This window comes from Cytobacillus sp. BC1816 (assembly GCF_051353635.1).
GTDB classification, from domain to species: domain Bacteria; phylum Bacillota; class Bacilli; order Bacillales; family Cytobacillaceae; genus Cytobacillus; species Cytobacillus oceanisediminis_C.
The window spans coordinates 1,967,200-1,990,330 of the sequence record NZ_CP195611.1; the positions used below are offsets into that span (position 1 = coordinate 1,967,200).

A 23,131-nucleotide genomic window follows, 5' to 3' on the forward strand; every position below is an offset into this window, starting at 1 on the left:
ATAACGGGGGTGCAGAAAAATGAGTGAATTTTTCGGGAAATTGAGTGACAAAGCGGATAAGATATCGAGAAATATTGTTATCTTGTTTTTTGTCATTGCATTTATCTCCACAGTGTATCAGGTATTTTCAAGATACGTCCTGCAAAGTGCGATTGCAAAAAGTATACTCCCTTTTGTAGACTTCAGTATTTTCAATTTAACCTGGATTGAAGAACTTATCAGGTATATGTTTGTATGGATCGTGTTTTTAGGAATCGGAATCGTATATAAAAGCAAAGGGCATGCCCAAGTAGAAATTCTCCATCATTATTTATCAGAAAAATGGAAAAGTAAAGTAATGCTGCTGGTTGAATGTATTAACAGTGCACTTTTTCTGTTTCTCATTATTTATGGATCAAGAATATTGAAGTTCTCCGTTCAGCAGATTTCTCCTTCGCTTGGATTGAATATGACTTTTATTTACGGAGCAGTCCTAGTCTGCTCAATTGTCTGTTTTGTTCACTCATCGGTCAATATTTTGGAGCTGCACACTGCAAAAAGGGATGAAAGAGTGGTCGTTCAAGTAGAACCCCAAAATACAAATATGGGTTAGCTGAAAGGGAGGGAAATTGATGACGGTAGCAGTAATCGTGTTGGCTGTACTGTTTTTATTAATGATTCTGGGTGTGCCAATAGCAATATCTTTAATTATAGCTTCCATTTCAGGATTTATATCAAGCATATATTATATTCCTCTTGAAGTGGTTCCACAGCGTTTGATTACATCAGTTGATTCCTTTCCACTGCTGGCAATTCCATTCTTTATGCTTACAGGGGAATTTATGATGTCAGGGAGCATGGGCAAAAGAATAGCAGCATTTGCTTTTGCTGCTGTGGGCTGGGTAAGGGCAGGTCTTGCCCAGGTTTCTACCTTAACAAGTATGTTTTTTGCCGGGATATCAGGATCAGGAGCAGCAGATACAGCAGCTGTAGGTAAAATGATGATCCCGATGATGGAGTCCAAGGGATATGATAAAGGATTTGCAGCTGCCACTGTTGCAAGTGCGGGTACAATAGCTGTAGTTATTCCTCCATCCATCCCCATGATTGTATACGGTGTAACTGCTGGAGTTTCCATAGGGGACCTGTTTACAGCAGGCATCATACCCGGGATATTAATAGGCTTGTCTTTAATGATGTTAAATTACTGGTTAACCAGGAAAAACAATTATTCTGAGGAAAAAAGGACATTTGAATTCACAACATTCCGGAAAACTTTATATGAAGGGATATTGGCTTTGCTCTTGCCGTTAATTATTATTTTTGGCATCAGGGGCGGGATCTTTACTCCTACTGAAGCCGGTGCAGTCGCAGCTGCATATGCTTTCATCATTAATAAGTTTGTTTATAAAGATATGGATTGGAAGGATATACCTGAAGCGTTTATAAACGCCGGAAAAATGTCTGCAATGGTTGTCTTTATTATAGCCGGGGCAAATTTATTCGGCTGGTTATTAACGGCTGAACAAATTCCTCAGCAGCTTGCACAGCTTGTAATGAACGCAACTGAAAATAAATACCTAATACTATTTATGTTTAATATTATCTTCTTTATTGCAGGGTGCTTCCTTAACGCATCAGCAGCCATTACGATCCTAACGCCATTGCTTCTCCCAATAGCACTGGGAGCAGGCATTGACCCGGTCTTCTTCGGATTAATCATGGTTGTTAACTTATCAGTTGGTTTAATTACTCCTCCTGTTGGATTGGATTTATTCATAGTGAAGGGAATTGCTGATGTTTCCTACGATAAATTAATCAAGGCTATAATTCCTTTTATTGCAGTAATGGTTTTTGATTTATTTATTATTACTTATTTCCCTGCGATATCAATGTTTTTAACAACCCTATAATATTAAAAAAGCATCGGCTAGCCGATGCTTTTGCTTGTTCCCAGCCTCTTAACCGGAAGCTTCCAATTATATGTGTAAGATAAAACCCGCAAAGCGGTAATAATAATAAACAAAGTGTATAGTTCAAACGATGCTGAGGCAATTCCGAGTCCGACAGCGAAACCGCAGAGGATAGCCCAGACCGCATAGATTTCAGACCGTAATACAAGCGGTTTTCTTCTTGCAAGAAGGTCACGGATGATGCCCCCGCCGCTTCCTGTCAATACAGCAGCCACGATAACGGCGCTTAAAGGGTGGTTCATTTCCGTTGCGTACAATGCTCCTTGGATGGCAAAGGCGGATAAGCCGATTGCGTCAGTGAAATTGCCCCATTTTTGCCAGTGTTTAAGAAGGTTGTTAGGGAACAGCATTACCGCTGTGATGGATAAAAGGGCAATCTGAAAAAATAAACCCTGTTCCCAGAGGGCAGAGACAGGAACACCGATTAGCAGGTTTCGAATCGCCCCGCCGCCAAAAGCGGTAACAATCCCAAGGATGTATACACCTAAAATATCATATTCTTCTTCCATCGCCACAATTGCGCCGCTGACAGCGAAAGCAACAGTGCCGATCATACTTAAAACTTCCCATGTCATATGCTATTTCTCCTCTTGATGCAAAACTATATATCTATTTAAGTTTAAGTTAATTAAAAACGTAAATTCTTTCCAAACAATATGATTTTAACACGGAAAAAAAGAAATACAACCATTTTTTTTATCATTTCAAATGGACGGTGCAAAAGCCTGGGATTAGCGGTAAAAATTAGTATTTAAAAATGTTTTTTGTTATGATGTTATCAATTAAAATAAGCATATGAAAGAGGGATGCTGGTTGGAACATAAGCCAGATTATGAAAAAGTCATTCTTGTCGGCTGTCATACTGATGAAGATGACCAGCGATTTGAATATTCAATGGAAGAATTGGAATCGCTGACTGAAACCGCAAACGGAAAAGTATTATCTTCGATTACTCAAAAAAGGGAACGGGTTCATCCGTCTACATATATAGGAAAAGGGAAAGTGGAGGAACTGGCTGCGCTTCAGGAAGAAATGGAAGCAGATATTATCATTTTTAACGATGAGCTTTCACCTAGTCAGGTCCGCAACCTATCTGCAGATTTGGATGCCAGGATTATTGACCGCACACAGCTGATTTTAGATATTTTTGCGCAGAGGGCGCGCTCTAAAGAAGGGAAACTCCAGGTCGAATTGGCTCAGCTGCAGTATCTGCTGCCGCGCCTGTCAGGCCAGGGTGTCCAGCTTTCAAGGCTTGGAGGGGGAATCGGCACAAGGGGACCAGGTGAGACCAAGCTTGAATCAGACCGCCGGCATATCCGCCGCCGCATTGATGATATTAAAACCCAGCTTTCCGTCATTGTTCAGCACCGTGACAGATATCGTGAACGAAGGAAGAAAAACAAAGCATTTCAAATTGCACTTGTCGGCTACACAAATGCAGGGAAATCCACGATTTTTAACAGGCTGTCTGAGGCGGATTCCTATGAAGAGAACCAGTTATTTGCCACACTTGATCCGATGACCCGGAAGCTGATTTTGCCAAGCGGATTTATTACACTTGTGACAGATACGGTCGGATTTATTCAGGATTTGCCGACTACACTTATTGCAGCCTTCCGTTCCACTCTGGAAGAAGTAAAGGAAGCAGATCTTCTTCTTCATGTTGTAGATATGTCTAATCCGGATTATTACCAGCATGAGCAGACAGTCAACAAACTGATAGAAGATTTGGAAAATGATAAAATACCACAGCTGACGGTATATAATAAAAGAGATTTAAAGCATCCTGATTTTGTACCGACCGCCAGAACAGAAACGATTCAGATCAGTTCCTTTGAAGAAGATGACCGCAATGAGCTGAAACGGAAAATCGAGCAGATGATCCTGGGTATGATGAAGCATTACCATGTGGAGGTGCCTTCGACAGAAGGCAAATTACTGTCACAGCTCAAGAATGAAACCATCCTGAGGGAATTGTCCTTCAATGAAGACAAAGAACTTTACGTATGCAAGGGCTATTTCCTCGAGGACCATCAGATTTCAGGGCCATTAAAGAAATATAACGTATAGTTAGGAGAACATCATGTTTCAACAGTTATCACAGGGGGAAAGGCTCCAGCCAATTGTAAAAGAAGTGGAGCAGCAGATTTCAGCAGTTTTATCGAAAATAGATGAGGGGATTGATGAGAATCAATTCCGTGTTTTAAAGAGCTTTCAAAATTTTAAGGTCAGCGATTCGCATTTCATTCCTTCAACCGGCTATGGTTATGATGATATCGGCCGGGATACGCTGGAGGGAATATATGCAGAAGTTTTCGGCGGAGAAGCAGGATTGGTCCGCCCGCAGATAATATCAGGTACGCATGCCATTTCCATTGCACTCTTTGGGGTACTGAGGCCAGGTGATGAGTTGCTGTATATCACCGGCAAGCCATATGACACACTCGAAGAAATTGTGGGAATTCGGGGAACAGGGAACGGATCGCTGAAAGAGTTCGGCATTGGATACAATAGCATCCCGCTGAAGGAAGATGGAAGCATCGATTATCCTGCCGTTGAAAAAGCAATCAGGCCGAACACGAAAATGATTGGTATCCAGCGTTCAAAAGGATATGCGACAAGACCTTCATTTACAATTGAACAAATTGAAGAAATGATCCAGTTTGTAAAAGAAGTTAAACCTGATGCGATTGTTTTTGTTGACAATTGCTATGGAGAGTTTGTTGAAGACCGTGAGCCTTGCCATGTTGGAGCAGACTTGATGGCCGGGTCGCTCATCAAGAATCCTGGCGGCGGAATTGCCAAGACGGGCGGTTATATTGTCGGGAAGAAAGAATGGGTGGAAGCCTGCTCATATCGAATGACTTCACCGGGAATTGGCGCAGAAGCGGGTGCGTCCCTTTACAGCCTTCAGGAAATGTATCAGGGCTTTTTCCTGGCTCCCCATGTTGTCGGTCAGGCGCTGAAAGGGGCTGTTTTTACAGCAGCGCTGCTTGAGAGGCTTGGAATGAACTCCAACCCAAAGTGGGACAGTAATAGAACCGATTTAATTCAATCTGTTCAATTTGATGATAAAGAAAAAATGGTGGCGTTTTGCCAGGCAATTCAATTTGCATCTCCTGTTAATTCCCATGTAACTGCCTATCCTGCTTATATGCCCGGATATGAAGACGATGTAATCATGGCAGCGGGGACTTTTATTCAGGGTGCCAGCATTGAACTTACGGCTGATGGTCCTATCAGGCCGCCATATGTTGCTTATGTTCAGGGCGGGCTGACTTATTCACATGTGAAAATGGCTGTATGCATCGCGCTGAACCAATTGCTGGAAAAAGGTTTAGTCCAAATAAATTAGGTAAATATTAAGAAGGACAGCTACATAGTTAGTTGTCCTTTTCTGTTGCTTTACTGAGAATTATATGAAAATATGAAAGGCAAAAATTTTTTGAAAAAATCATGTTATAAAAGCTAACATATTGTTGACAGATTATCTGACATTACATATAATAAACTCAAGAAGTAATTGAAAAGGGGGAGAAATAGTTGACTGGAAGCGAAATTCGACGTTCCATGCCGCTTTTCCCGATTGGTACTGTTATGCAGCTGACTGACCTGACCGCCAGGCAGATTCGCTATTACGAAGAGCACCAATTAATTTCTCCAGCTAGAACTGACGGAAATAGAAGGCTTTTTTCCTTAAACGACATCGATGTCCTTTTGGAAATCAAAGATTTGATTGATCAAGGCGTGAACATGGCTGGGATCAAGCAGCTATTTTTCGTAAAAGAACAGCAAGCGATAACTGAAAACTTGGATAAGCAGGCAGAAAAAGCGAGACGGGATCTATCAGATGAAGAAATCCGGAAACTTCTTCGCAAGGAAATAGTGCAGGCCGGCCGGTTTAATCGCTCATCATTGCGGCAGGGCAACATGCACCGCTTTTTCCATTAATAACGCCGTTTTTAAGCTCGTTGATTTTGTCTTGGATTTCTGAGCGCACATTAACAGAGCAAAAAATAAATCACTCATGTAAATTTAAGGGAGGAACTACCAGTGGCAAAGTTTACTAAAGAAGATATTAAGCGTATTGCAGAAGAGGAAAATGTAAAATTCGTCCGTTTACAGTTTACGGATATTCTTGGAACAATCAAGAACGTGGAAATTCCGATCAGCCAGCTTGAAAAAGCGCTTGATAACAAAATGATGTTTGACGGATCTTCAATCGAAGGTTTCGTGCGTATTGAAGAATCAGACATGAATCTATATCCAGACCTTGATACATGGGTGGTATTCCCTTGGACAGCAGAAAAAGGAAAGGTTGCACGTCTGATCTGTGATATTTACAATCCGGATGGAACTCCATTCCTTGGCGATCCGCGCAGCAACTTAAAACGTATTTTAGCAGAGATGGAAGAGTTGGGATACTCTGATTTCAACTTAGGGCCTGAGCCGGAATTCTTCCTATTCAAGCTTGACCAGGCGGGAGAGCCGACTCTTGAACTGAACGACAATGGCGGATACTTCGACCTTGCGCCAACTGATCTTGGTGAAAACTGCCGCCGCGATATCGTGCTTGAGCTTGAAGAAATGGGCTTTGAAATTGAAGCTTCCCACCATGAGGTTGCACCTGGACAGCACGAAATCGACTTCAAATATGCGGATGCATTAACAGCTTGCGACCAGATTCAGACATTCAAGCTTGTTGTTAAAACAATTGCCCGCAAGCATGGCCTGCACGCGACATTCATGCCTAAACCGCTGTTCGGTGTTAACGGTTCAGGTATGCACTGCAATGTTTCATTATTTAAGGATGGCAAAAATGCATTCTTCAACGAAACAGGCGATCTTCAATTAAGTGAAGATGCTCGCCACTTTATCGCAGGCATCATCAATCATGCAACAGCATTTACTGCAGTAACAAACCCAATCGTTAACTCTTATAAGCGCTTGGTTCCTGGTTATGAAGCACCTTGTTATGTTGCATGGTCTGCTCAAAACCGTTCACCGCTTATCCGTATCCCGGCTTCACGCGGTGTAAGCACACGTGTTGAAGTTCGCAGTGTTGACCCTGCTGCAAACCCATACCTTGCGATGGCTGTACTTCTAAAAGCTGGTCTTGACGGAATCAAGAACAAATTGACTCCTCCGGCACCAGTAGACCGCAACATTTATGTAATGAACAAGCAGGAACGTGAAGAAGAAGGCATCAAGGATCTTCCGGCTACATTGGCTGCTGCCCTTGATGAGCTTAAGAAGGATGAAGTCATTGTATCCGCTCTAGGCGAACATATCTTCGAACACTTCATTGAAGCGAAAGAAATTGAGTGGGATATGTTCCGTACGCAAGTGCATCCATGGGAGCGCGAGCAGTACTTGAGCATGTACTAAGAGGCAATAAACCCTTGATACCATTGGTATTAAGGGTTTTTCTTTTTGGGGAAAAGGGGAGGCTATTTATTAGGGTTTTTTATTCTACCCTATTCTGCCCCTTCTTTAAGAATTTCCTCACTTAGTTTTTCAATACTTGCATTCGAGTACCTTCAATTTTTTTTTACTTGAAACGGAGTGTAAGACCATATCTGCTCTGATTTGCCCGTTACTGAAAATAATGATTATTAGTTACAAGCCATATTCAGTACTTAAGCATGTACTATAAATTAAACCTCTTGACACCATTTTTGTTTAGGGGTTTTTGTTATGGCTAAAAGTATTCCAAGGCTGGCAGCCGTAACTTTCTCTGTTCCAGTTGGTCAATTATCCATAAACGAAAAGTGAGTTAATTAAGGTATTTAAAGAGCTCAAGAGCTAAGGAAGTGGAGGGATGAAAACAAATCATTTACTTAAAATAAACGCCAGTAAAGTACCCCATATGAAAATCACTAAATAGCATAACCTCTTTAATAAACCGGCTGGCATAGGGATGAAATTTGTTAAGAGGATGAGTATAAGAATGACTAGTAATAAGACTATGCAGTATTGAGTCCAGCGTCTTCCTTTTTCTAAAGATTTTGCAAATATATAAAGACCGGGCAAGACAGTAATCATGCCAAGTTGATATAAATTTATATCAGCTGGCATAAAGCCGGACACAATATTACCTAAAGCTAGGATAAGAATAAAAATTGTAGCTAACCCGTTTAATCTTGTCTTCTCAAGGTTTTGTGAAAGATACAAAAAAACAAATTAAAAGGTTAATCCGTTACTAATAAACAATACATTCATCCAAAAATGGTAAGGAGAACAAATCTCATGAGGTGCAATTGAATAGGTGTATTGCCCGCAAGAAGTAACGCCAAGGTCGCTCATTGCATGATTGAAAAAACTGTACGGAACTGTAGCAGTCAATATGAAGGATGGTTCATTTAAAATACAAACAAGTAGCAAACCAACTTAAAATACCGAGCTTCTTTGAAATGTTCAGACGACTCACCCTTTACAAAAGTGTTATATGTAAATTGTATATCCAAAAATGTTAAGAGGGATAGTCTTGGAGATTATATTTGAATAGGGCTAGAGGTTGATGCAGGTACTTCTAAAAAATACAAGCTGAATCAGTTTATTAGGAGGTAAAGGGGGCGGATAAGAATAAAAGATAATTAATTTGAAATATTAAGCATTAGACGCGAGGCAAGGAATGTAAAAGGCGGGTGAATCATGACATTCCAAGAAGGATTAAATCAACTTGATAAGACTAATAAGATCATTACCAATGCAAATAAATTGATTGCCGATGTTAATTTAAACACTTTCTTATTTACTTTAAGCTGGTGGGCAGCCTTAGCGATGTTACTTGTTCCTTGGATTTTGTGGGCATTTTTTCGGAAAAAAGAGAGTTCTGCCCGTTTGTTATTTGCGGCTTTTATAACGATGATAATCTCTACAACCATCGATGGATTAGGTGTTGATTTTGGTAAATGGGCCTATCCGGTAAAGGTCATTCCAATACCAACGATCAGCTACTCATTTCGATATGGAATTGTTCCAGTAGCTATAATGTTTTTAATTCAATTCAAACCAAATATTAATCCAATAGTGAAGGCTGTATTGTTCGGTGGGTTTGGTGCTTTTGTGGGAATGCCTATCATGTCAATTCTGCACTTATATAAAAAAATCGACTGGGCCTATACTTATTCCTTTTTTATCTTAGTTTTACTATACTTAATTGCCCATTGGTTTAGCAGAAGGAGCAGTTTTGAAAAAATAGTAAAAGAGTAAAAAATCCGGGATTTTTACCGGAAACCTTTTGTATTATTGTTTCGTACGGAGGTACATCCCTGGGAGCACGGACAAAATATGTGCACTTACTAAGAAAATCCGAAATCCGAAAACCCCTGTTTGCTGGGAGCAGGGGGTTTTTATATAAATCAAATACAAAAACCCCGTTTCTAAGTGAACGAGGTTTTACTAATTTGTATTTCTCTGCATCTCTCTATTCTTTATGCCTGATCTTTAGGAAATCGAGACATGTCAGCAGTGCGTCTCCTCCAAATCCTGCAATTACCGCAAGGAGCACTACCTTTAAGGCAGAGTCAGGATCTGAAGATACGACCAAAAAAACAGCCGCTAAAGCCCCCATGATAACTTCTTCTAAGACCCCCAGATAGATGAATTTTTTTGTCCTTCTGGGTTTGACCATTTTGCCTTCTTTCCGAATATGTCCAACGACACCGACCAGCCCACCAATCAACAAAGCGAAGGTAATGTTCAAAAACATTTTTTCTTCACACTCCTAAAGTCGAGATTTTGGACAAGCGACCTTAGGTTGATTCTCGGTGTATTACCATTATATAGAAAGTGGCTATAAATTAATATGCATAAAAATACCGAATTTTCTGAATAATAAAATAGTCATACATGACTGTAACTTAGGACCACAAGAAAAGGTATCAGTTACTTTCGTATGATTTCGCTAATAGCATCAGGTAATAGGAACTGATAACCTTCTTAAAATTGGAAAAAATAAAAAGCAGGCAGTGGCTGCTTGCTTTTTATCATTCTATTAATGCATATGGCGGTATACACCTATAACTTTGCCGAGGATAGAAACATTTCGAAGGATGATAGGTTCCATTGTAGAGTTTTCCGGCTGAAGCCGGATATAGTCTTTTTCTTTAAAGAATCTTTTGACAGTTGCTTCATCTTCCTCTGTCATGGCAACCACGATATCTCCATTATTGGCAGTGCTCTGCTGTTTGACGATGACATAGTCGCCATCAAGGATTCCGGCTTCAATCATACTTTCTCCCATGATTTCAAGCATGAATACATGCTCATCAGCTGGTGCCATTCTTTCTGGAAGAGGGAAGTATTCTTCAACATTTTCAATGGCCGTTATCGGCTGCCCTGCAGTTACTTTACCGACGATCGGAACATTGACAGCACTGATTTTAGGGATGTGCGAAGACTCGTCCAGATCTAAAATTTCAATTGCGCGCGGTTTGGTAGGGTCCCTGCGGATCAGCCCTTTGCTTTCAAGACGGGCGAGATGGCCGTGAACTGTTGAGCTTGAAGCCAGGCCGACTGCTTCCCCGATTTCCCTTACAGAAGGAGGATAGCCTCTCAATTTAACTTCTTCTTTAATAAACTCTAATATATCTTGCTGCCTTTTTGATAATTTCACCATCTTTACGCACCTCGTATGTTTTTGTTGTCTCAATTATAGCATCAATTACCATATGATACAAACATAAGTTCGAATTTTTATTGACACAAAACAAATGTTCGGTCTATAATAAAAATAACAAATACGAACATACATTCTTTTAGAGGTGGTATATCATGCTGAAAAAATTGTGGAAATCATATTCTTATGCTATTATTCTCTTCGTTTTAAGCCTGGCAGCATCGTTTATTATGCTCGTGCAAATAGAAACACCTGATACGGAAAAGTTTGTGAAAGTCACTGTTGCAGAAGGTGACTCTTTATGGGAAATTGCTGAGAGTTTTTCGGCAGAACATTCGCTGTCTACAGATCAATTTATTAATTGGGTCGAACAAAATAATGAGATAGCGGCAGGAAGGATTTTTCCGGGCGATGAAATTGTTATTCCAGTAAAAGCATTGGATGACGAGCCTTATAAAGAGCTTGCCAGTTCAGACCTTTACGAATAAGGAGAAGCTATGAAAGCAATTATTTACTGCAGGGTTAGTACAACAAAGGAAACTCAGGAAACGTCCCTTTCAAGGCAGGAAGAAGAGCTGGTAAATCTGGCGAAAAAGCATGATTTTGAAGTAGTCAAGGTGATACGCGAGCAGGCCAGCGGATATGACCTTGAAAGGGACGGTATATTGGAGCTTTTAGACTTAATTAAAGAAAAGGATATCAAGGTTGTCCTCATTCAGGATGAAACCAGGCTGGGGCGGGGCAATGCAAAGATTGCGATACTCCATTGCATCCTAAAGGAAGAAGTCCAGCTGTACAGCATTTCGAATAACGGCCAGCTCGAGCTTTCGGAATCAGATTCGATGGTGCTGAACATTGTTGGGATGGTAGAAGAATATCAGAGAAAGCTTCATAACATCAAAATTAAACGCGGCATGCAGCGGGCTGTTGATAAAGGATACCGCCCCGAGAAGAACTTAAGCAATCAGGGAGCAAATGGCGGCAGGGAAAGAATAGAGGTGCCGATAGAGGAAATTGTCCGGCTAAGGAAAAACGAGTTAACATTTGCAGAGATTGCTGCAACTCTCAGGGGCTTTGGGTACAATATCTCTAAAGCAACAGTCCATAGAAGGTATAAAGAGCATATGGAATCACTTGCTGAATAGAGCACTTTTCTTGTCAAAAGTGTTCTTTTTTAGTATGATGGCAGTTGAGTTTCAGTATTGTTCCATATCTGAAGCTATTGTATAATAAAAACTTCTATCAGAATATCCAAAGGTAAACTTTTGATATAAAGGAGCTTTAATATATGCTGCCAAAACAAAAACTTGCCCGAATTAATGAACTGGCAAAGAAGGCAAAGGAATCAGGTTTAACAGAAGCAGAAGCAAAAGAACAGACTTCTCTCCGCAAAGAGTATTTGGAGACTTTCCGCTCTGGCATGCTGAACACGCTTAAAGGTGTTACAATCGTTGATCCGAAAGGAAATGACGTAACTCCGAAAAAACTGAAAGAATTCCAAAATAAAAACCGCCTTCACTAATATTATAATTGAAAGGGATACACAATGCTGTATTCCTTCTTTTAATAGAAAGCGGAGATGACTCCTATTACCGGCTATCTCCGCTTTTTTTACATACGCCGGGTCTTTTTGTGTCAATATAGTAACAAACCGGCTTTTTTGTCCTTTTCCTGACCCTATTGGTTGTGAAAAAAAGGGACACCCGATAATATTAAAAGAGTAAAGAATTACTACTCGAAAGGATGTATTGAATGTTTAATCACACAGATGAACTATCCATCAGTTCCATTCGTACTTTATCAATCGACGCCATTGAAAAGGCGAATTCCGGCCATCCGGGGATGCCGATGGGTGCAGCGCCAATGGCTTATACACTTTGGACACGCTTCATGAACCACAACCCGAATAATCCTGAATGGTTCAACCGTGACCGTTTCGTCCTTTCTGCTGGACATGGCTCCATGCTTTTATACAGCCTTCTTCATCTCTCTGGCTATGATGTTTCCATGAATGATATTAAAGAGTTCAGACAGTGGGGAAGCAAGACGCCTGGCCACCCTGAATATGGCCATACTCCAGGTGTTGACGCAACAACAGGCCCATTAGGACAAGGCATTGCCATGGCTGTTGGTATGGCAATGGCTGAACGCCACCTGGCTGCAACATACAACAAGGACAACTTCAATGTTGTTGACCACTATACATACAGCATCTGCGGTGATGGAGACCTTATGGAAGGCGTTTCTGCTGAAGCCGCTTCCCTTGCTGGCCATTTAAAGCTTGGAAGACTGGTTGTTCTATATGATTCAAATGATATCTCGCTTGATGGTGACCTTGATAAGTCTTTCTCTGAAAGTGTTGAACAGCGCTTTAAGTCATACGGCTGGCAGTATATCCGCGTAGAAGACGGAAATGATCTTCACGAAATCGCAAAAGCAATTGAAGAAGCGAAGCAGGATGAAAACCGGCCAACAATGATTGAAGTTAAAACAGTCATTGGCTACGGTTCTCCAAACAAATCAGGCAAATCTGATGTTCACGGCGCTCCGCTAGGTGCCGACGAATTGAAATTAACGAAAGAAGCCTATAAGTGGACTTTCGAAGAAGATTTCCATATTCCACAGGAAGTATATGATCACTTCAAGCAGCAGGTTGTGGAAAGCGGCTCTAAAAAGCAGCAGGAGTGGGAAGACCTTTTTGCACAGTACAAAGAAGCGCATCCTGAGTTGGGAAAACAGCTTGAGCAGGCAATCAATGGCGAACTTTCTGAAGGCTGGGATAAAGACATCCCTGTTTATGAAGAAGGAAAGAGCCTTGCAAGCCGTGCTTCTTCCGGTGAAGTGCTAAATGCAATCGCACAAAACCTGCCTTCATTCTTTGGCGGATCTGCAGACCTTGCAGGCTCCAACAAAACAATGATCAAAGGTACAGGCGACTTTACGGGTGAGTCATTTGACGGCCGAAACATCTGGTTTGGTGTACGTGAATTTGCAATGGGTGCTGCATTGAATGGTATGGCCCTTCACGGCGGATTAAAAGTATTCGGCGGGACATTCTTTGTGTTCTCTGATTACCTGCGCCCGGCAATCCGTCTGGCTGCACTTATGAACCTGCCTGTTACGTATGTATTCACCCATGACAGCATCGCTGTCGGTGAAGACGGACCTACGCATGAGCCTGTAGAACAGCTTGCTGCATTGCGTGCAATGCCAAATCTTTCTGTTGTCCGCCCTGCTGATGGAAATGAAACAGCAGCTGCATGGAAAACAGCAATTGAATCAACAAACAAGCCAACCGCATTAGTATTGACCCGTCAAAACCTTCCTACTTTAAAAGGAACGGATTCAGCGGCATACGAAGGCGTACAAAAAGGAGCTTATGTTGTTTCTCCAGCTTCCAACAGCAACGCGGATGTTTTATTGCTTGCTGCGGGATCTGAAGTCAGCCTGGCTGTTGAAGCACAAAAGGCGCTTGAAGGCGAAGGCATCCATGCATCTGTAGTAAGCATGCCTGCTTGGGACCGCTTTGAAGCTCAATCAAAAGAGTACAAAGAAAGCGTAATTCCAAAGACAGTCAAGAAGCGTCTTGCCATTGAAATGGGATCTTCACTTGGATGGCACCGTTATGCAGGAGACGAAGGCGATGTTCTTGCAATCGATACCTTCGGTGCATCTGCACCAGGTGAGAAGATAATGGAAGAATACGGATTCACAGTAGAAAACGTTGTAGCACGCGTAAAAGCATTGCTGCAGGGATAATAGTAACCAGTAAGGGAGAGCTGAGAGGCTCTTCCTTTTTTGTGTAAAAAGATTAATGAAGCCTTAAAAGTAAGGATAGGAATAAAAGTAGTCGTCAAAGAGTGTTCATGAAGCCCAAATCAGAGCGAAGGGAATAAAAATAGTCGTCAAAGAGTGTTCATGAAGCCCAAATCAGAGCGAAGGGAATAAAAATAGACGTCAAAGATGGTTCATGTAGCTCAAAACAAAGGCAAGCGAATAAAAATGGTCTGCATAGAGTATATTACCTTGAACTTCTATTCATAAAAAACAAGATTACCAGCAATCAAATCTGGGAATAAGATATAGTGAATAATTGTAATAATATTCAATATTGAAGCTCTCCCAGCAAGAATCCTCATAATCAACTGAATTCTTCGTTTTCGACAAAATTAGTGAAAGTTTTTAACATCTTCAGACACATTCCTTATTTTGGGTTGCTTATAATTGAAAGAAATGGATTGTCCCGGAAGGAGGGGCCAGATGAGAGCTTATCAATTGTATTTAATAGAAGATGAATTTGCTTCCCATTATTTTGGCAGAGAGCGGATGTTTTTTCAGTTGTTTGAAGAGTATGAGCGTTCGTCAGGTGAAATGAAGTTTATTCTATCGAAGCAAATTGATTTTGTGACTAAGCCAATCCCGGGATTGAAAGTGCATCAATATATCCATCAGCAGCTGCAGCGAAAAAAGGACTTTATCATAGAAAAAAGTGCATACTATATAGAGATGAGCAAAAGAAGCAGGGCGAAGCTTGAAGTATTTGAACGGAGCCTGGTTTTAGAAGCGGCCGGCAGCTATGAGGCAGAGACAGTATTTTTCGAAGTGCTTCGAAAAAGCGAGTCTTCCTTCCTGGCTGTTGACCTCCAGCATAAGCGCTATGGGTGGCTAAAACCGATAAAAGAGAGAAAATTCGTCTAAAATAAGAGAAAAAATGAAGCAAATATTGTATAATAACCTTTGGTCTAGTACACTGTATGATAGACAACATGAAGGAGGAAGTTAGTATGGGTATGTACATTCTAGTTGGTGTACTGGCGCTTCTTGCCGGTGTAGCACTAGGATTTTTCATTGCTCGAAAATATATGATGAGCTACCTGGAGAAAAATCCGCCAATTAATGAACAAATGCTTAAAATGATGATGATGCAAATGGGCATGAAGCCATCTCAAAAGAAAATCAACCAAATGATGAATGCCATGAACAAGCAGACTGGCAAGTAATCAGGGACAAGCATCCCATCGGAAACCACTTTTCTGTTACAATACCAGGAAGGTGGTTTTTTTATATGCAAAATGAAACTTTCTTTGAAACAGACCGTATATATACTATGACAAATCATGAAAGGAACGAGCAAATGAAAAAAGTAATTCTAATAGGGCTCCTTACCGTTTCTATGTTATTAAGCGGCTGTTCCGTTCTGGGTGAAGTGAATAATTCCATTGACTATGTTAATGAAGCGACTGAGCATATCAATACATTAAGCGACTTTGCTGAAGAGGCGCCGCAAATGATTCAGGAGGCGGCAGCGGATCCGGCATTAAAGCAGGAACTTGAAGACAGATTGACGACACTTAAGCAGGAAGTTGAAGAATTTATCGCCCTTCAGGACATCCCGAAGCTGGCAGAAGATGTTCATCAGGAGCTGGTGACCCAGAATGAAGCGCTTCTGGCTGAGATCAATAAAGTATTGGAGAGCGGCAGCCTTGCACTGGATCAGCTGGAGAAATCAGAGCTGTTCACCACCATTAATGAGGCAACAAGCCTGTTAAACCGCATAGAAGCATTAGGGCAATAAAGCATCCAAATGGGTGCTTTTTTCTTGTGAGAAAATATCTTCCTTATTTTCTTAATATTTGTTAAACTGTTTAAGCTATTATGTTTCGGATTTCGGAGGATGGGGTATGAAGGTTTTTTTGGATTTGATGTGGTTTTTTAACCAGGAGAAAAAGTCTTATGTAAACGGGATTATTCTGCTGTTATTTGTGGCAATGCTTCAGCTTGTGCCGCCAAAGGTGGTCGGCATTGTGGTCGACTCGATTAAAAATGGCGAGCTGACTGCAAAAGCATTATTAATGTGGATTGGACTTCTTGCTGTTGCCGCCCTCATGATGTATGTGCTTCGCTATTATTGGCGCATCATGATTTTTGGATCAGCCGTTAAGCTGTCCAAACTCCTGCGCAACAGGCTTTATCAGCATTTTACGAATATGTCACAGTCCTTCTACCAGAAAAAGCGGGTGGGGGACTTGATGGCCCATGCGACAAATGATCTGCAGGCGATTCAGCAGACGGCAGGAGCGGGGGTCCTCACATTTGTTGATTCACTGGCGACAGGCGGTTTCGTTATCATCGCCATGGCGACAACAATCAGCTGGAAGCTTACACTCATCAGTCTGATTCCGATGCCGTTTATGGCACTTTTGACAAGCTGGTATGGAACACTTCTTCATAAACGGTTCCACAAAGCACAGGAGGCTTTTTCTTCACTGAATGACAAAACTCAGGAAAGTGTTTCAGGAATTAAAGTGATTAAAACGTTCGGCCAGGAAAAAGAAGATATTGAAGATTTCCGCAGGCAGTCTGAAGATGTAGTGCAAAAGAACATTTCTGTTGCACGGGTTGATTCTTTATTTGATCCAACGATCAGCATTATTGTAGGAATCTCTTTCTTCCTATCTATTGCATTTGGATCAAGATTTGTAATTGCAGGAGAGCTGACAATCGGGCAGCTGGTTTCATTTACTACCTATCTTGGTCTCCTGATTTGGCCAATGCTCGCATTTGGCTGGCTGTTCAACATTGTCGAGAGAGGCCGCGCCTCCTATGATCGAGTCTCTGTGCTTCTTGCAGAAGAAATCGATATTAAGGATGATAATACAGGCATCAATGAAGTTCCGAGCGGTGATCTTGAGTACAAGATCGAGGAGTTCGCCTATCCGGGTGAACAGGAAGCGCTGCTTAAGGATATTCATTTTAGCCTGGAAAGAGGAGAAACTCTCGGCATAGCAGGTAAAACAGGTGCGGGCAAAACCACACTGCTGAAGCTATTGATCCGTGAGTTTGATGGCTATAAAGGGGAAATTCTTTTTACCGGAAATCCTATCAACCGCTATAAAATTGAAAAGCTGAGGGAAGCGATTGGCTATGTCCCGCAGGAGCACTTCCTGTTCTCGGCTACCGTTGCTGAAAATATAGCTTTCACGAGACCGGATGCAGACCTTGAAGATATATATGCGGCAGCGAAACTGGCCAATATCCATGAAGATATTCTCGATTTTACAGATGGATATAAAACCGTTGTTGGCGAAAGAGGGGTCTCGCTTTCCGGAGGACAGAAACAGCGTATTTCCATTGCACGAGCACTTCTGATGAAACCGGAAGTATTGATTTTGGATGACTCCCTTTCTGCCGTTGATGCGAAAACAGAGGAAGCGATCCTCACTTCATTGCGTGGTGAGCGGTCAGGCAAGACAACAATCATAACCGCTCACAGGCTGAGCGCCATTCAGCATGCTAATCTGATATTGGTGCTGGATGAAGGGAAAATTGTTCAGCGGGGTTCACATGATGAACTGATGGCAGAAGAAGGCTGGTATAAGAATATGTATCTGCGCCAGCAGCTGGAAGAGCTTGTGGAGCATGGGGGATAAGACGATGGAAAAGACACCGATTATGAAGGGGAAAGAGCAGCGGAAGGTCCTTTTCCGGTTGCTTTCCTATACAAAACCGCATAAGAAAACAATCATTCTTGCCTTCAGTCTGCTTCTGTTAACAACGATTGGAGACATACTGGGGCCAATTCTTGTCAAAATTTTTATCGATGATTATTTAACACCAAGGAATCTGGTTTTTGAGCCGTTATTTGCCCTTGGTGCAGCATATCTGGGCATTCAAATTATGAATGTGCTGGTATCCTATTTTCAGCTGCTGAAATTTCAGGAAATTGCGCTTAAAATCATTCAGCAGCTGCGTGTGGATGTCTTTTCAAAAGTTCAGTCACTGGGCTTGAAATACTTTGATAAAACGCCTGCCGGAAGCATTGTATCAAGGGTTACCAATGATACTGAGGCGATTAAAGATATGTTTGTCAGTGTCCTGGTTACCTTCATTCAGGGTGCCTTCCTGCTGACGGGGATCTTTGTGGCGATGTTTATCCTGAATGTGAAGCTGGCTCTATTCTGCCTGGTGATTCTCCCGATTCTTTTTATGATCATTCGTACGTACCGAAAATACAGTTCGGTATTTTATAAGGACTTAAGGGAAAGGCTGAGCCAGCTGAATGCAAAGCTGAGTGAATCACTGCAGGGGATGTCCATCATCCAGGTATTCAGGCAGGAAAGAAGACTGCGGAAGGAATTTGGCGATATTAATGAACAGCATTACCAGGCAGGTATGCGCAACATCAAAATGGATGGGCTCCTGTTAAGGCCAGCCATTGACCTTGTGTATATTCTGGCACTTATTATTGTATTGAGCTTCTTTGGCATTTCTTCTTTTAACAGTCCGATCGAAATTGGTGTGCTGTATGCCTTTATCAGCTATCTGGACCGCTTTTTTGAGCCTGTAAATCAGATCATGATGAGACTTTCCATGTATCAGCAGGCAATCATTGCCGCTTCAAGGGCTTTTGCGCTGCTGGACGAAAAGGAACTTGCTCCGGCACAGGAGGATAAACTGTCTGATAGAATTATGAAGGGAGAGATTGAATTCAGGAACCTCAGCTTCTCCTATGACGGCAAAAGGGATGTATTGAAAAATATTTCTTTTACAGCCAAGCCGGGTGAAACCGTTGCCCTGGTTGGCCATACCGGCAGCGGCAAGAGCTCAATTATTAATTTAATGATGCGATTCTATGAATATGAGCGCGGCGATATTTTCATTGACGGAAAAAGCATTAAGTCTTATCCAGCGGAAGAATTGCGCACAAAGATGGGGCTCGTCCTTCAGGATCCTTTCCTATTTTATGGGACGATTAAGGATAACATCAGACTTCATAATGAGGAATTGACAGATGAAGAGATTAAAGCTGCGGCTCAGTTTGTTCAGGCCCATACATTCATAGATAAGCTGGAAGACGGATATGATCATGCGGTGGTTGAGCGTGGATCGACTTTTTCAAGCGGACAAAGACAGCTTATTGCCTTTGCAAGAACGATTGCTGCCAATCCGAAAATTCTTGTGCTGGATGAAGCAACAGCAAATATTGATACAGAAACAGAGGAAGCGATTCAAACTGCACTGGAAAAAATGCGGAAGGGCCGCACGACCATTGCCATTGCTCATCGATTGTCTACGATTCAGGATGCAGAATTGATTCTCGTTCTTCATCAGGGGGAAATAGTAGAAAGAGGAACACATCAGGAATTGCTTGCAAAGCGAGGCTTATATCACAAAATGTATCTGCTTCAGAATGGGTCTGCTGAAAAAGTGGAGGATGCAGTAGGTTAATAGAAAAGACGTGTGAATGCCACACGTCTTTTCGTCTCTAAAAGGAGCAGGATTCTCCATCTTCAGGCACTAAAAGTTGATCGGAAAAGCCTTTGTCTTTACTATAGCTTTTTAACTCTTCCTTCGATAGAGTCCAATGGTTGACTGCCTCCATATGGACTGAAATAATCCTGGCATCTGGGGCAGCTTTGGAAACTTCATAAATATCCTCTTTCCCCATAACAAGCGAGCCGCCTTCAAGAAACTGGTTATCTCCGCCATTTACAACAATGACTTCAGGGCTATGTGTTTCAATGACTTCCTGAACAGCATCATACCAAACTGTATCTCCAGCTACATAAAGCGTTTTTTCACTGTAATGTTTGAAGACCACTCCACAAACCAGACCGGCCAGTTTTAAAATTTCGCCCCTGCCATGTTCGCCCTTTGTTTTTATTAGTTGGATATCTTCAAAAACAGTATCTTCATGGAGAACTTCAATATTGTTAAAACCAGCATTTTTCACTTCAGCAGCATCTTCTTCATTTTGCACAAACATTTTAATGTCCTTTGGCAATGCCTGTTTGGCTGCATCATCAAAGTGGTCTAAATGCAGGTGGGTAACAATCACTGCATCCACATTTTGAATAATTTCATCAATGGAAACCGGAAGCTCTGTTAAAGGATTGTTTTGATCCTGTCTTAATGAATTTGGAAAAGGCGGGTAAGTCCCTTTTTCGGCTAAAAAGGGATCAATTAAAAACTTTTTCCCTGCATAATTGACAACTAATGTAGCGTTGCGGATTTGCTGTATATTCATATAAATGTACTCCTTTTCTTTGATTTACGTATAGTTTATACTAAGACCCATTGGTGCTTACATAGATAAAATCAAGTCTTTTTGCCGTTTAACTTGAAAAGTGAAAGGAGTTGAAAAAATGCTGGATCACACGGATCAGCGTATGTTGGAGGAACTCTCCAAAAATAGCCGGATCACCATGAAAGAGCTGGGGGAAAAAGTCCATTTAACTGGCCAGGCGGCCGCATCAAGAGTGGCAAAATTAGAGGATCAGGGCGTAATTGAGGGATATACAATCAAAATGAACCAGGAGAAATTAGGATATTCGATCCATGCTTTTATTACAGTTATTACTCAAAGTATGAATCATCAGCCGTTTCTGACCTTCGTAAAAACACAGCAGGAAATCATACATAATTATAAAATCAGCGGGGATGGCTGTTATCTACTTGAATGCAAATTTCCGTCCAATGAGCGGTTAGATCAATTTTTAACCGATTTAAACAAGCATGCAAATTATAAATTATCGATTGTTATTAATAAATAACTGCTTAGACCAGAGGGATGAAATTTAAAAAACAGCCTGCATTGGTTGCATGGCTGTTTCTTAATGTGTCTGCACTTTTTTTATAAAGGTTCGGTTATATTCATTTAATAGGGCATCCAGTTCCTGGCTGTACCGGATTGCTGCGGCAGAGCTTAAGCCGCTTTTCATGGCCACTTGAATTAACTCTGTTCTTTTTTGTTCAATCAATGTAAGCAGTTCCTGTTTACACATGGCCAATAGTTCCTCTCTGATAATTTCCTATATGTAGGTTTTACTCTGCCAATTCGATTCCATGTCAAAAGCTGAGAGATAATAACAGAATTTGTTAAGTCCTATCCTAGTATATCGAATAATGGTAATTAATTCAAAAGAAACTTGTTTTAAACTTTATTAACATTTACATTAAAAATACATGTTTTAGGTTGAAATTTAATATGAATTAATATAATAGCAGGTGGTTTACTCAGAAATGTGTGAAATATTCGGGACACAAAATGTTCACATTCTATCCATTATCTTTTCTATATGGGATTTGTTAGAATGAAAAGGGAATGAATGAGTATCAGGAGTTGTGACTATGACAGATTTGAATGTATTTATTGCATTAGGGGCAGGGTTTTTAAGCTTTGTATCGCCTTGCTGCCTGCCATTATATCCGGCGTTTTTATCGTATATTACCGGAATGTCTGTAGGGGAGATTAAAGAAGAGAATGCAATGCTGCAGAGAAGGAGCATGCTTCATACGCTATTCTTCCTGATCGGATTTTCGGCCATTTTTATCGCAATTGGTTTCGGCACGACTTTGCTTGGCCAATTCTTTCAGCAGTACCAGGATTTAATCAGGCAAATTGGTGCTATCTTTGTATTCATCTTTGGATTATTGATCGTAGGTATTATTAAACCGGAATTTCTTATGAAGGAAAGGCGTTTTGAATTTAAAAACCGTCCATCCGGCCTTTTTGGCTCAGTTTTGATCGGAATGGCATTCGCAGCAGGCTGGACTCCATGTACGGGCCCAATATTAGGGGCAGTGTGGTCATTAGCTGTCACAAATCCTAATTCGGCCATGGTTTACATGTTTGCGTATATTCTTGGCTTTGCTATTCCATTCTTTGTTCTCTCCTTCTTTATAGGAAAAATGCAATGGATCAGGCGAAACAGCGCCAAGATCATGAAAATCGGCGGTGTTTTAATGATGATTATGGGTGTTGTCTTATTCTTTGACTGGATGACAAAAATAATCATATTCCTTTCGCCGTTTTTTGGCGGATTTACTGGTTTTTAAAAGCAAGAGCACATTCAATTATGGAATGTGCTTTTTTTGCTATAAGTAAAAAGGGCTATGCGATCTGGTCGAAATTTGTCATATTCTTTCAATTGCTATTTATCTGATACTTAGATATATTCTAATATGTGTTCTTTGAGCGTGGAAGAGTGTTTTTCACAAAAGGAAATGAATTTATTCCCCAAGATGTTTATTAATTTGTAATTATGGGTATTTTTTACTATGATTATAGTATAATAGAGATATAGCTTCCAATGCACTACAAGGGGGAAACAGCGGTGGCGAGAATATTAATAGTAGATGATGCAAAGTTTATGAGGGTTACCCTTGGCAGCATTTTGAAAAAAGCAGACCACGAAATTGTAGGAGAAGGGGAAAACGGAAAAGAAGCCGTGCACCTTTTTGAAAATCTGAAGCCTGATCTGGTGATGATGGATATCACAATGCCTGAAATGAGCGGACTTGAGGCTGTCAGGGAAATTAAGAGGGACAACCCAAATGCGAAAGTAATCATGTGTTCAGCCATGGGCCAGCAGAAGGTAGTGGTCGAATCCATTGAAGCTGGCGCGAAAGATTTTATCATAAAACCATTTGATGAAGGCCGTGTATTAGAAGCAGTGAATCGGGTATTAAGCTAGGAGCTGACTCAGGGTACCCTGGACATACGGATGTGTCCGGGTATCAGCTGGAGTGGCTTTTTTTAATGACTTTTATCCTT

At 41.2% G+C, this 23,131-nt stretch carries 24 protein-coding genes and 1 pseudogene; 19 read left to right on the forward strand and 6 right to left on the reverse strand.

Going from position 1 to position 23,131, the window contains the following annotated elements:
• The first annotated feature begins 19 nt into the window (after positions 1-19).
• Entirely contained in the window at positions 20-592 is a 573-nt protein-coding gene (locus ACR42H_RS10275; protein ID WP_436375906.1) for a TRAP transporter small permease, read from the forward strand.
• A gap of 19 nt (positions 593-611) precedes the next feature.
• On the forward strand, positions 612-1,892 hold the full coding sequence (locus ACR42H_RS10280) for a TRAP transporter large permease (protein WP_113882041.1): 1,281 nt from the start codon (positions 612-614) through the stop codon (positions 1,890-1,892).
• Positions 1,893-1,909: 17 nt separating this feature from the next.
• On the opposite strand, the gene ACR42H_RS10285 is transcribed toward ACR42H_RS10280, so the two are convergent.
• Entirely contained in the window at positions 1,910-2,527 is a 618-nt protein-coding gene (locus ACR42H_RS10285; protein WP_113882042.1) for a trimeric intracellular cation channel family protein, read from the reverse strand.
• A 220-nt stretch (positions 2,528-2,747) separates the two neighbouring features.
• Here ACR42H_RS10285 and hflX point away from each other — a divergent pair, with 220 nt between their 5' ends.
• From hflX to glnA, 4 genes are all read left to right on the forward strand, one after another.
• Positions 2,748-4,022 (forward strand): GTPase HflX, encoded by a 1,275-nt coding sequence (gene hflX, locus ACR42H_RS10290; RefSeq protein WP_436375909.1) that lies wholly within the window; start codon positions 2,748-2,750, stop codon positions 4,020-4,022.
• A 13-nt stretch (positions 4,023-4,035) separates the two neighbouring features.
• Positions 4,036-5,307 (forward strand): aminotransferase class I/II-fold pyridoxal phosphate-dependent enzyme, encoded by a 1,272-nt coding sequence (locus tag ACR42H_RS10295; RefSeq protein ID WP_113882044.1) that lies wholly within the window; start codon positions 4,036-4,038, stop codon positions 5,305-5,307.
• Positions 5,308-5,495: 188 nt separating this feature from the next.
• Positions 5,496-5,903, forward strand: a complete 408-nt coding sequence (locus ACR42H_RS10300) for a MerR family transcriptional regulator (RefSeq protein ID WP_113882045.1) — start codon at positions 5,496-5,498, stop codon at positions 5,901-5,903.
• Between the two features lie 102 nt (positions 5,904-6,005).
• Positions 6,006-7,340, forward strand: coding sequence for a type I glutamate--ammonia ligase (gene glnA / locus ACR42H_RS10305; RefSeq protein WP_113882046.1), 1,335 nt, complete (start codon positions 6,006-6,008; stop codon positions 7,338-7,340).
• Between the two features lie 444 nt (positions 7,341-7,784).
• Here glnA and ACR42H_RS10310 read toward each other — a convergent pair.
• Positions 7,785-8,373: pseudogene (locus ACR42H_RS10310) on the reverse strand (DUF998 domain-containing protein).
• A gap of 233 nt (positions 8,374-8,606) precedes the next feature.
• On the opposite strand from ACR42H_RS10310, the gene ACR42H_RS10315 reads away from it, so the two are divergent.
• Positions 8,607-9,167 carry a CBO0543 family protein gene (locus tag ACR42H_RS10315; RefSeq protein WP_436375914.1) on the forward strand — a complete coding sequence of 187 codons (561 nt, stop codon included), beginning with the start codon at positions 8,607-8,609 and terminating at the stop codon, positions 9,165-9,167.
• A gap of 214 nt (positions 9,168-9,381) precedes the next feature.
• Here ACR42H_RS10315 and ACR42H_RS10320 read toward each other — a convergent pair whose 3' ends face one another.
• Positions 9,382-9,666: a DUF4257 domain-containing protein gene (locus ACR42H_RS10320; RefSeq protein WP_113882047.1), complete on the reverse strand. Its 285-nt coding sequence runs from the start codon at positions 9,664-9,666 to the stop codon at positions 9,382-9,384.
• A gap of 285 nt (positions 9,667-9,951) precedes the next feature.
• On the reverse strand, positions 9,952-10,575 hold the full coding sequence (gene lexA, locus ACR42H_RS10325) for a transcriptional repressor LexA (RefSeq protein WP_113882048.1): 624 nt from the start codon (positions 10,573-10,575) through the stop codon (positions 9,952-9,954).
• A gap of 155 nt (positions 10,576-10,730) precedes the next feature.
• Here lexA and yneA point away from each other — a divergent pair, with 155 nt between their 5' ends.
• The 9 genes from yneA (at position 10,731) to ACR42H_RS10370 (ending at position 19,803) form a co-directional block, all read left to right on the forward strand.
• Entirely contained in the window at positions 10,731-11,063 is a 333-nt protein-coding gene (gene yneA / locus ACR42H_RS10330) for a cell division suppressor protein YneA (RefSeq protein ID WP_113882049.1), read from the forward strand.
• Positions 11,064-11,072: 9 nt separating this feature from the next.
• Complete coding sequence (locus ACR42H_RS10335) at positions 11,073-11,720, forward strand: YneB family resolvase-like protein (protein ID WP_436375917.1); 648 nt, start codon at positions 11,073-11,075, stop codon at positions 11,718-11,720.
• A 143-nt stretch (positions 11,721-11,863) separates the two neighbouring features.
• Positions 11,864-12,097: a DUF896 domain-containing protein gene (locus ACR42H_RS10340; protein ID WP_009330562.1), complete on the forward strand. Its 234-nt coding sequence runs from the start codon at positions 11,864-11,866 to the stop codon at positions 12,095-12,097.
• A gap of 230 nt (positions 12,098-12,327) precedes the next feature.
• A complete protein-coding gene (gene tkt / locus ACR42H_RS10345; protein WP_113882052.1) occupies positions 12,328-14,334 on the forward strand; it encodes a transketolase in 2,007 nt (668 codons plus the stop codon).
• A 501-nt stretch (positions 14,335-14,835) separates the two neighbouring features.
• The gene (gene sirA / locus ACR42H_RS10350) at positions 14,836-15,273 is read left to right on the forward strand and encodes a sporulation inhibitor of replication protein SirA (protein WP_436375921.1); all 438 of its coding nucleotides are present in this window, start codon (positions 14,836-14,838) and stop codon (positions 15,271-15,273) included.
• A gap of 86 nt (positions 15,274-15,359) precedes the next feature.
• Positions 15,360-15,575 carry a YneF family protein gene (locus ACR42H_RS10355; protein ID WP_009330559.1) on the forward strand — a complete coding sequence of 72 codons (216 nt, stop codon included), beginning with the start codon at positions 15,360-15,362 and terminating at the stop codon, positions 15,573-15,575.
• Positions 15,576-15,640: 65 nt separating this feature from the next.
• Positions 15,641-16,150 carry a DUF6376 family protein gene (locus ACR42H_RS10360; protein ID WP_436375923.1) on the forward strand — a complete coding sequence of 170 codons (510 nt, stop codon included), beginning with the start codon at positions 15,641-15,643 and terminating at the stop codon, positions 16,148-16,150.
• Between the two features lie 106 nt (positions 16,151-16,256).
• Entirely contained in the window at positions 16,257-18,005 is a 1,749-nt protein-coding gene (locus tag ACR42H_RS10365) for an ABC transporter transmembrane domain-containing protein (protein WP_436375926.1), read from the forward strand.
• A 4-nt stretch (positions 18,006-18,009) separates the two neighbouring features.
• Positions 18,010-19,803, forward strand: a complete 1,794-nt coding sequence (locus ACR42H_RS10370; RefSeq protein WP_436375928.1) for an ABC transporter ATP-binding protein — start codon at positions 18,010-18,012, stop codon at positions 19,801-19,803.
• Positions 19,804-19,840: 37 nt separating this feature from the next.
• Here the strand turns inward: ACR42H_RS10370 and ACR42H_RS10375 are convergent, their stop codons facing one another.
• Entirely contained in the window at positions 19,841-20,602 is a 762-nt protein-coding gene (locus ACR42H_RS10375) for an MBL fold metallo-hydrolase (RefSeq protein WP_436375931.1), read from the reverse strand.
• A gap of 118 nt (positions 20,603-20,720) precedes the next feature.
• Between ACR42H_RS10375 and ACR42H_RS10380 the strand changes: the two genes are divergently transcribed.
• The gene (locus tag ACR42H_RS10380; RefSeq protein ID WP_436375934.1) at positions 20,721-21,128 is read left to right on the forward strand and encodes an Lrp/AsnC family transcriptional regulator; all 408 of its coding nucleotides are present in this window, start codon (positions 20,721-20,723) and stop codon (positions 21,126-21,128) included.
• 60 nt (positions 21,129-21,188) lie between these two features.
• Here ACR42H_RS10380 and ACR42H_RS10385 read toward each other — a convergent pair whose 3' ends face one another.
• Positions 21,189-21,359: an aspartyl-phosphate phosphatase Spo0E family protein gene (locus ACR42H_RS10385; RefSeq protein ID WP_009330553.1), complete on the reverse strand. Its 171-nt coding sequence runs from the start codon at positions 21,357-21,359 to the stop codon at positions 21,189-21,191.
• A gap of 346 nt (positions 21,360-21,705) precedes the next feature.
• Here ACR42H_RS10385 and ACR42H_RS10390 point away from each other — a divergent pair, with 346 nt between their 5' ends.
• Both ACR42H_RS10390 and ACR42H_RS10395 read left to right on the forward strand, forming a co-directional pair.
• Positions 21,706-22,413 carry a cytochrome c biogenesis CcdA family protein gene (locus ACR42H_RS10390; protein ID WP_113882059.1) on the forward strand — a complete coding sequence of 236 codons (708 nt, stop codon included), beginning with the start codon at positions 21,706-21,708 and terminating at the stop codon, positions 22,411-22,413.
• 278 nt (positions 22,414-22,691) lie between these two features.
• Positions 22,692-23,051, forward strand: a complete 360-nt coding sequence (locus ACR42H_RS10395) for a response regulator (protein WP_113882060.1) — start codon at positions 22,692-22,694, stop codon at positions 23,049-23,051.
• The last annotated feature ends 80 nt before the right edge of the window (positions 23,052-23,131 follow it).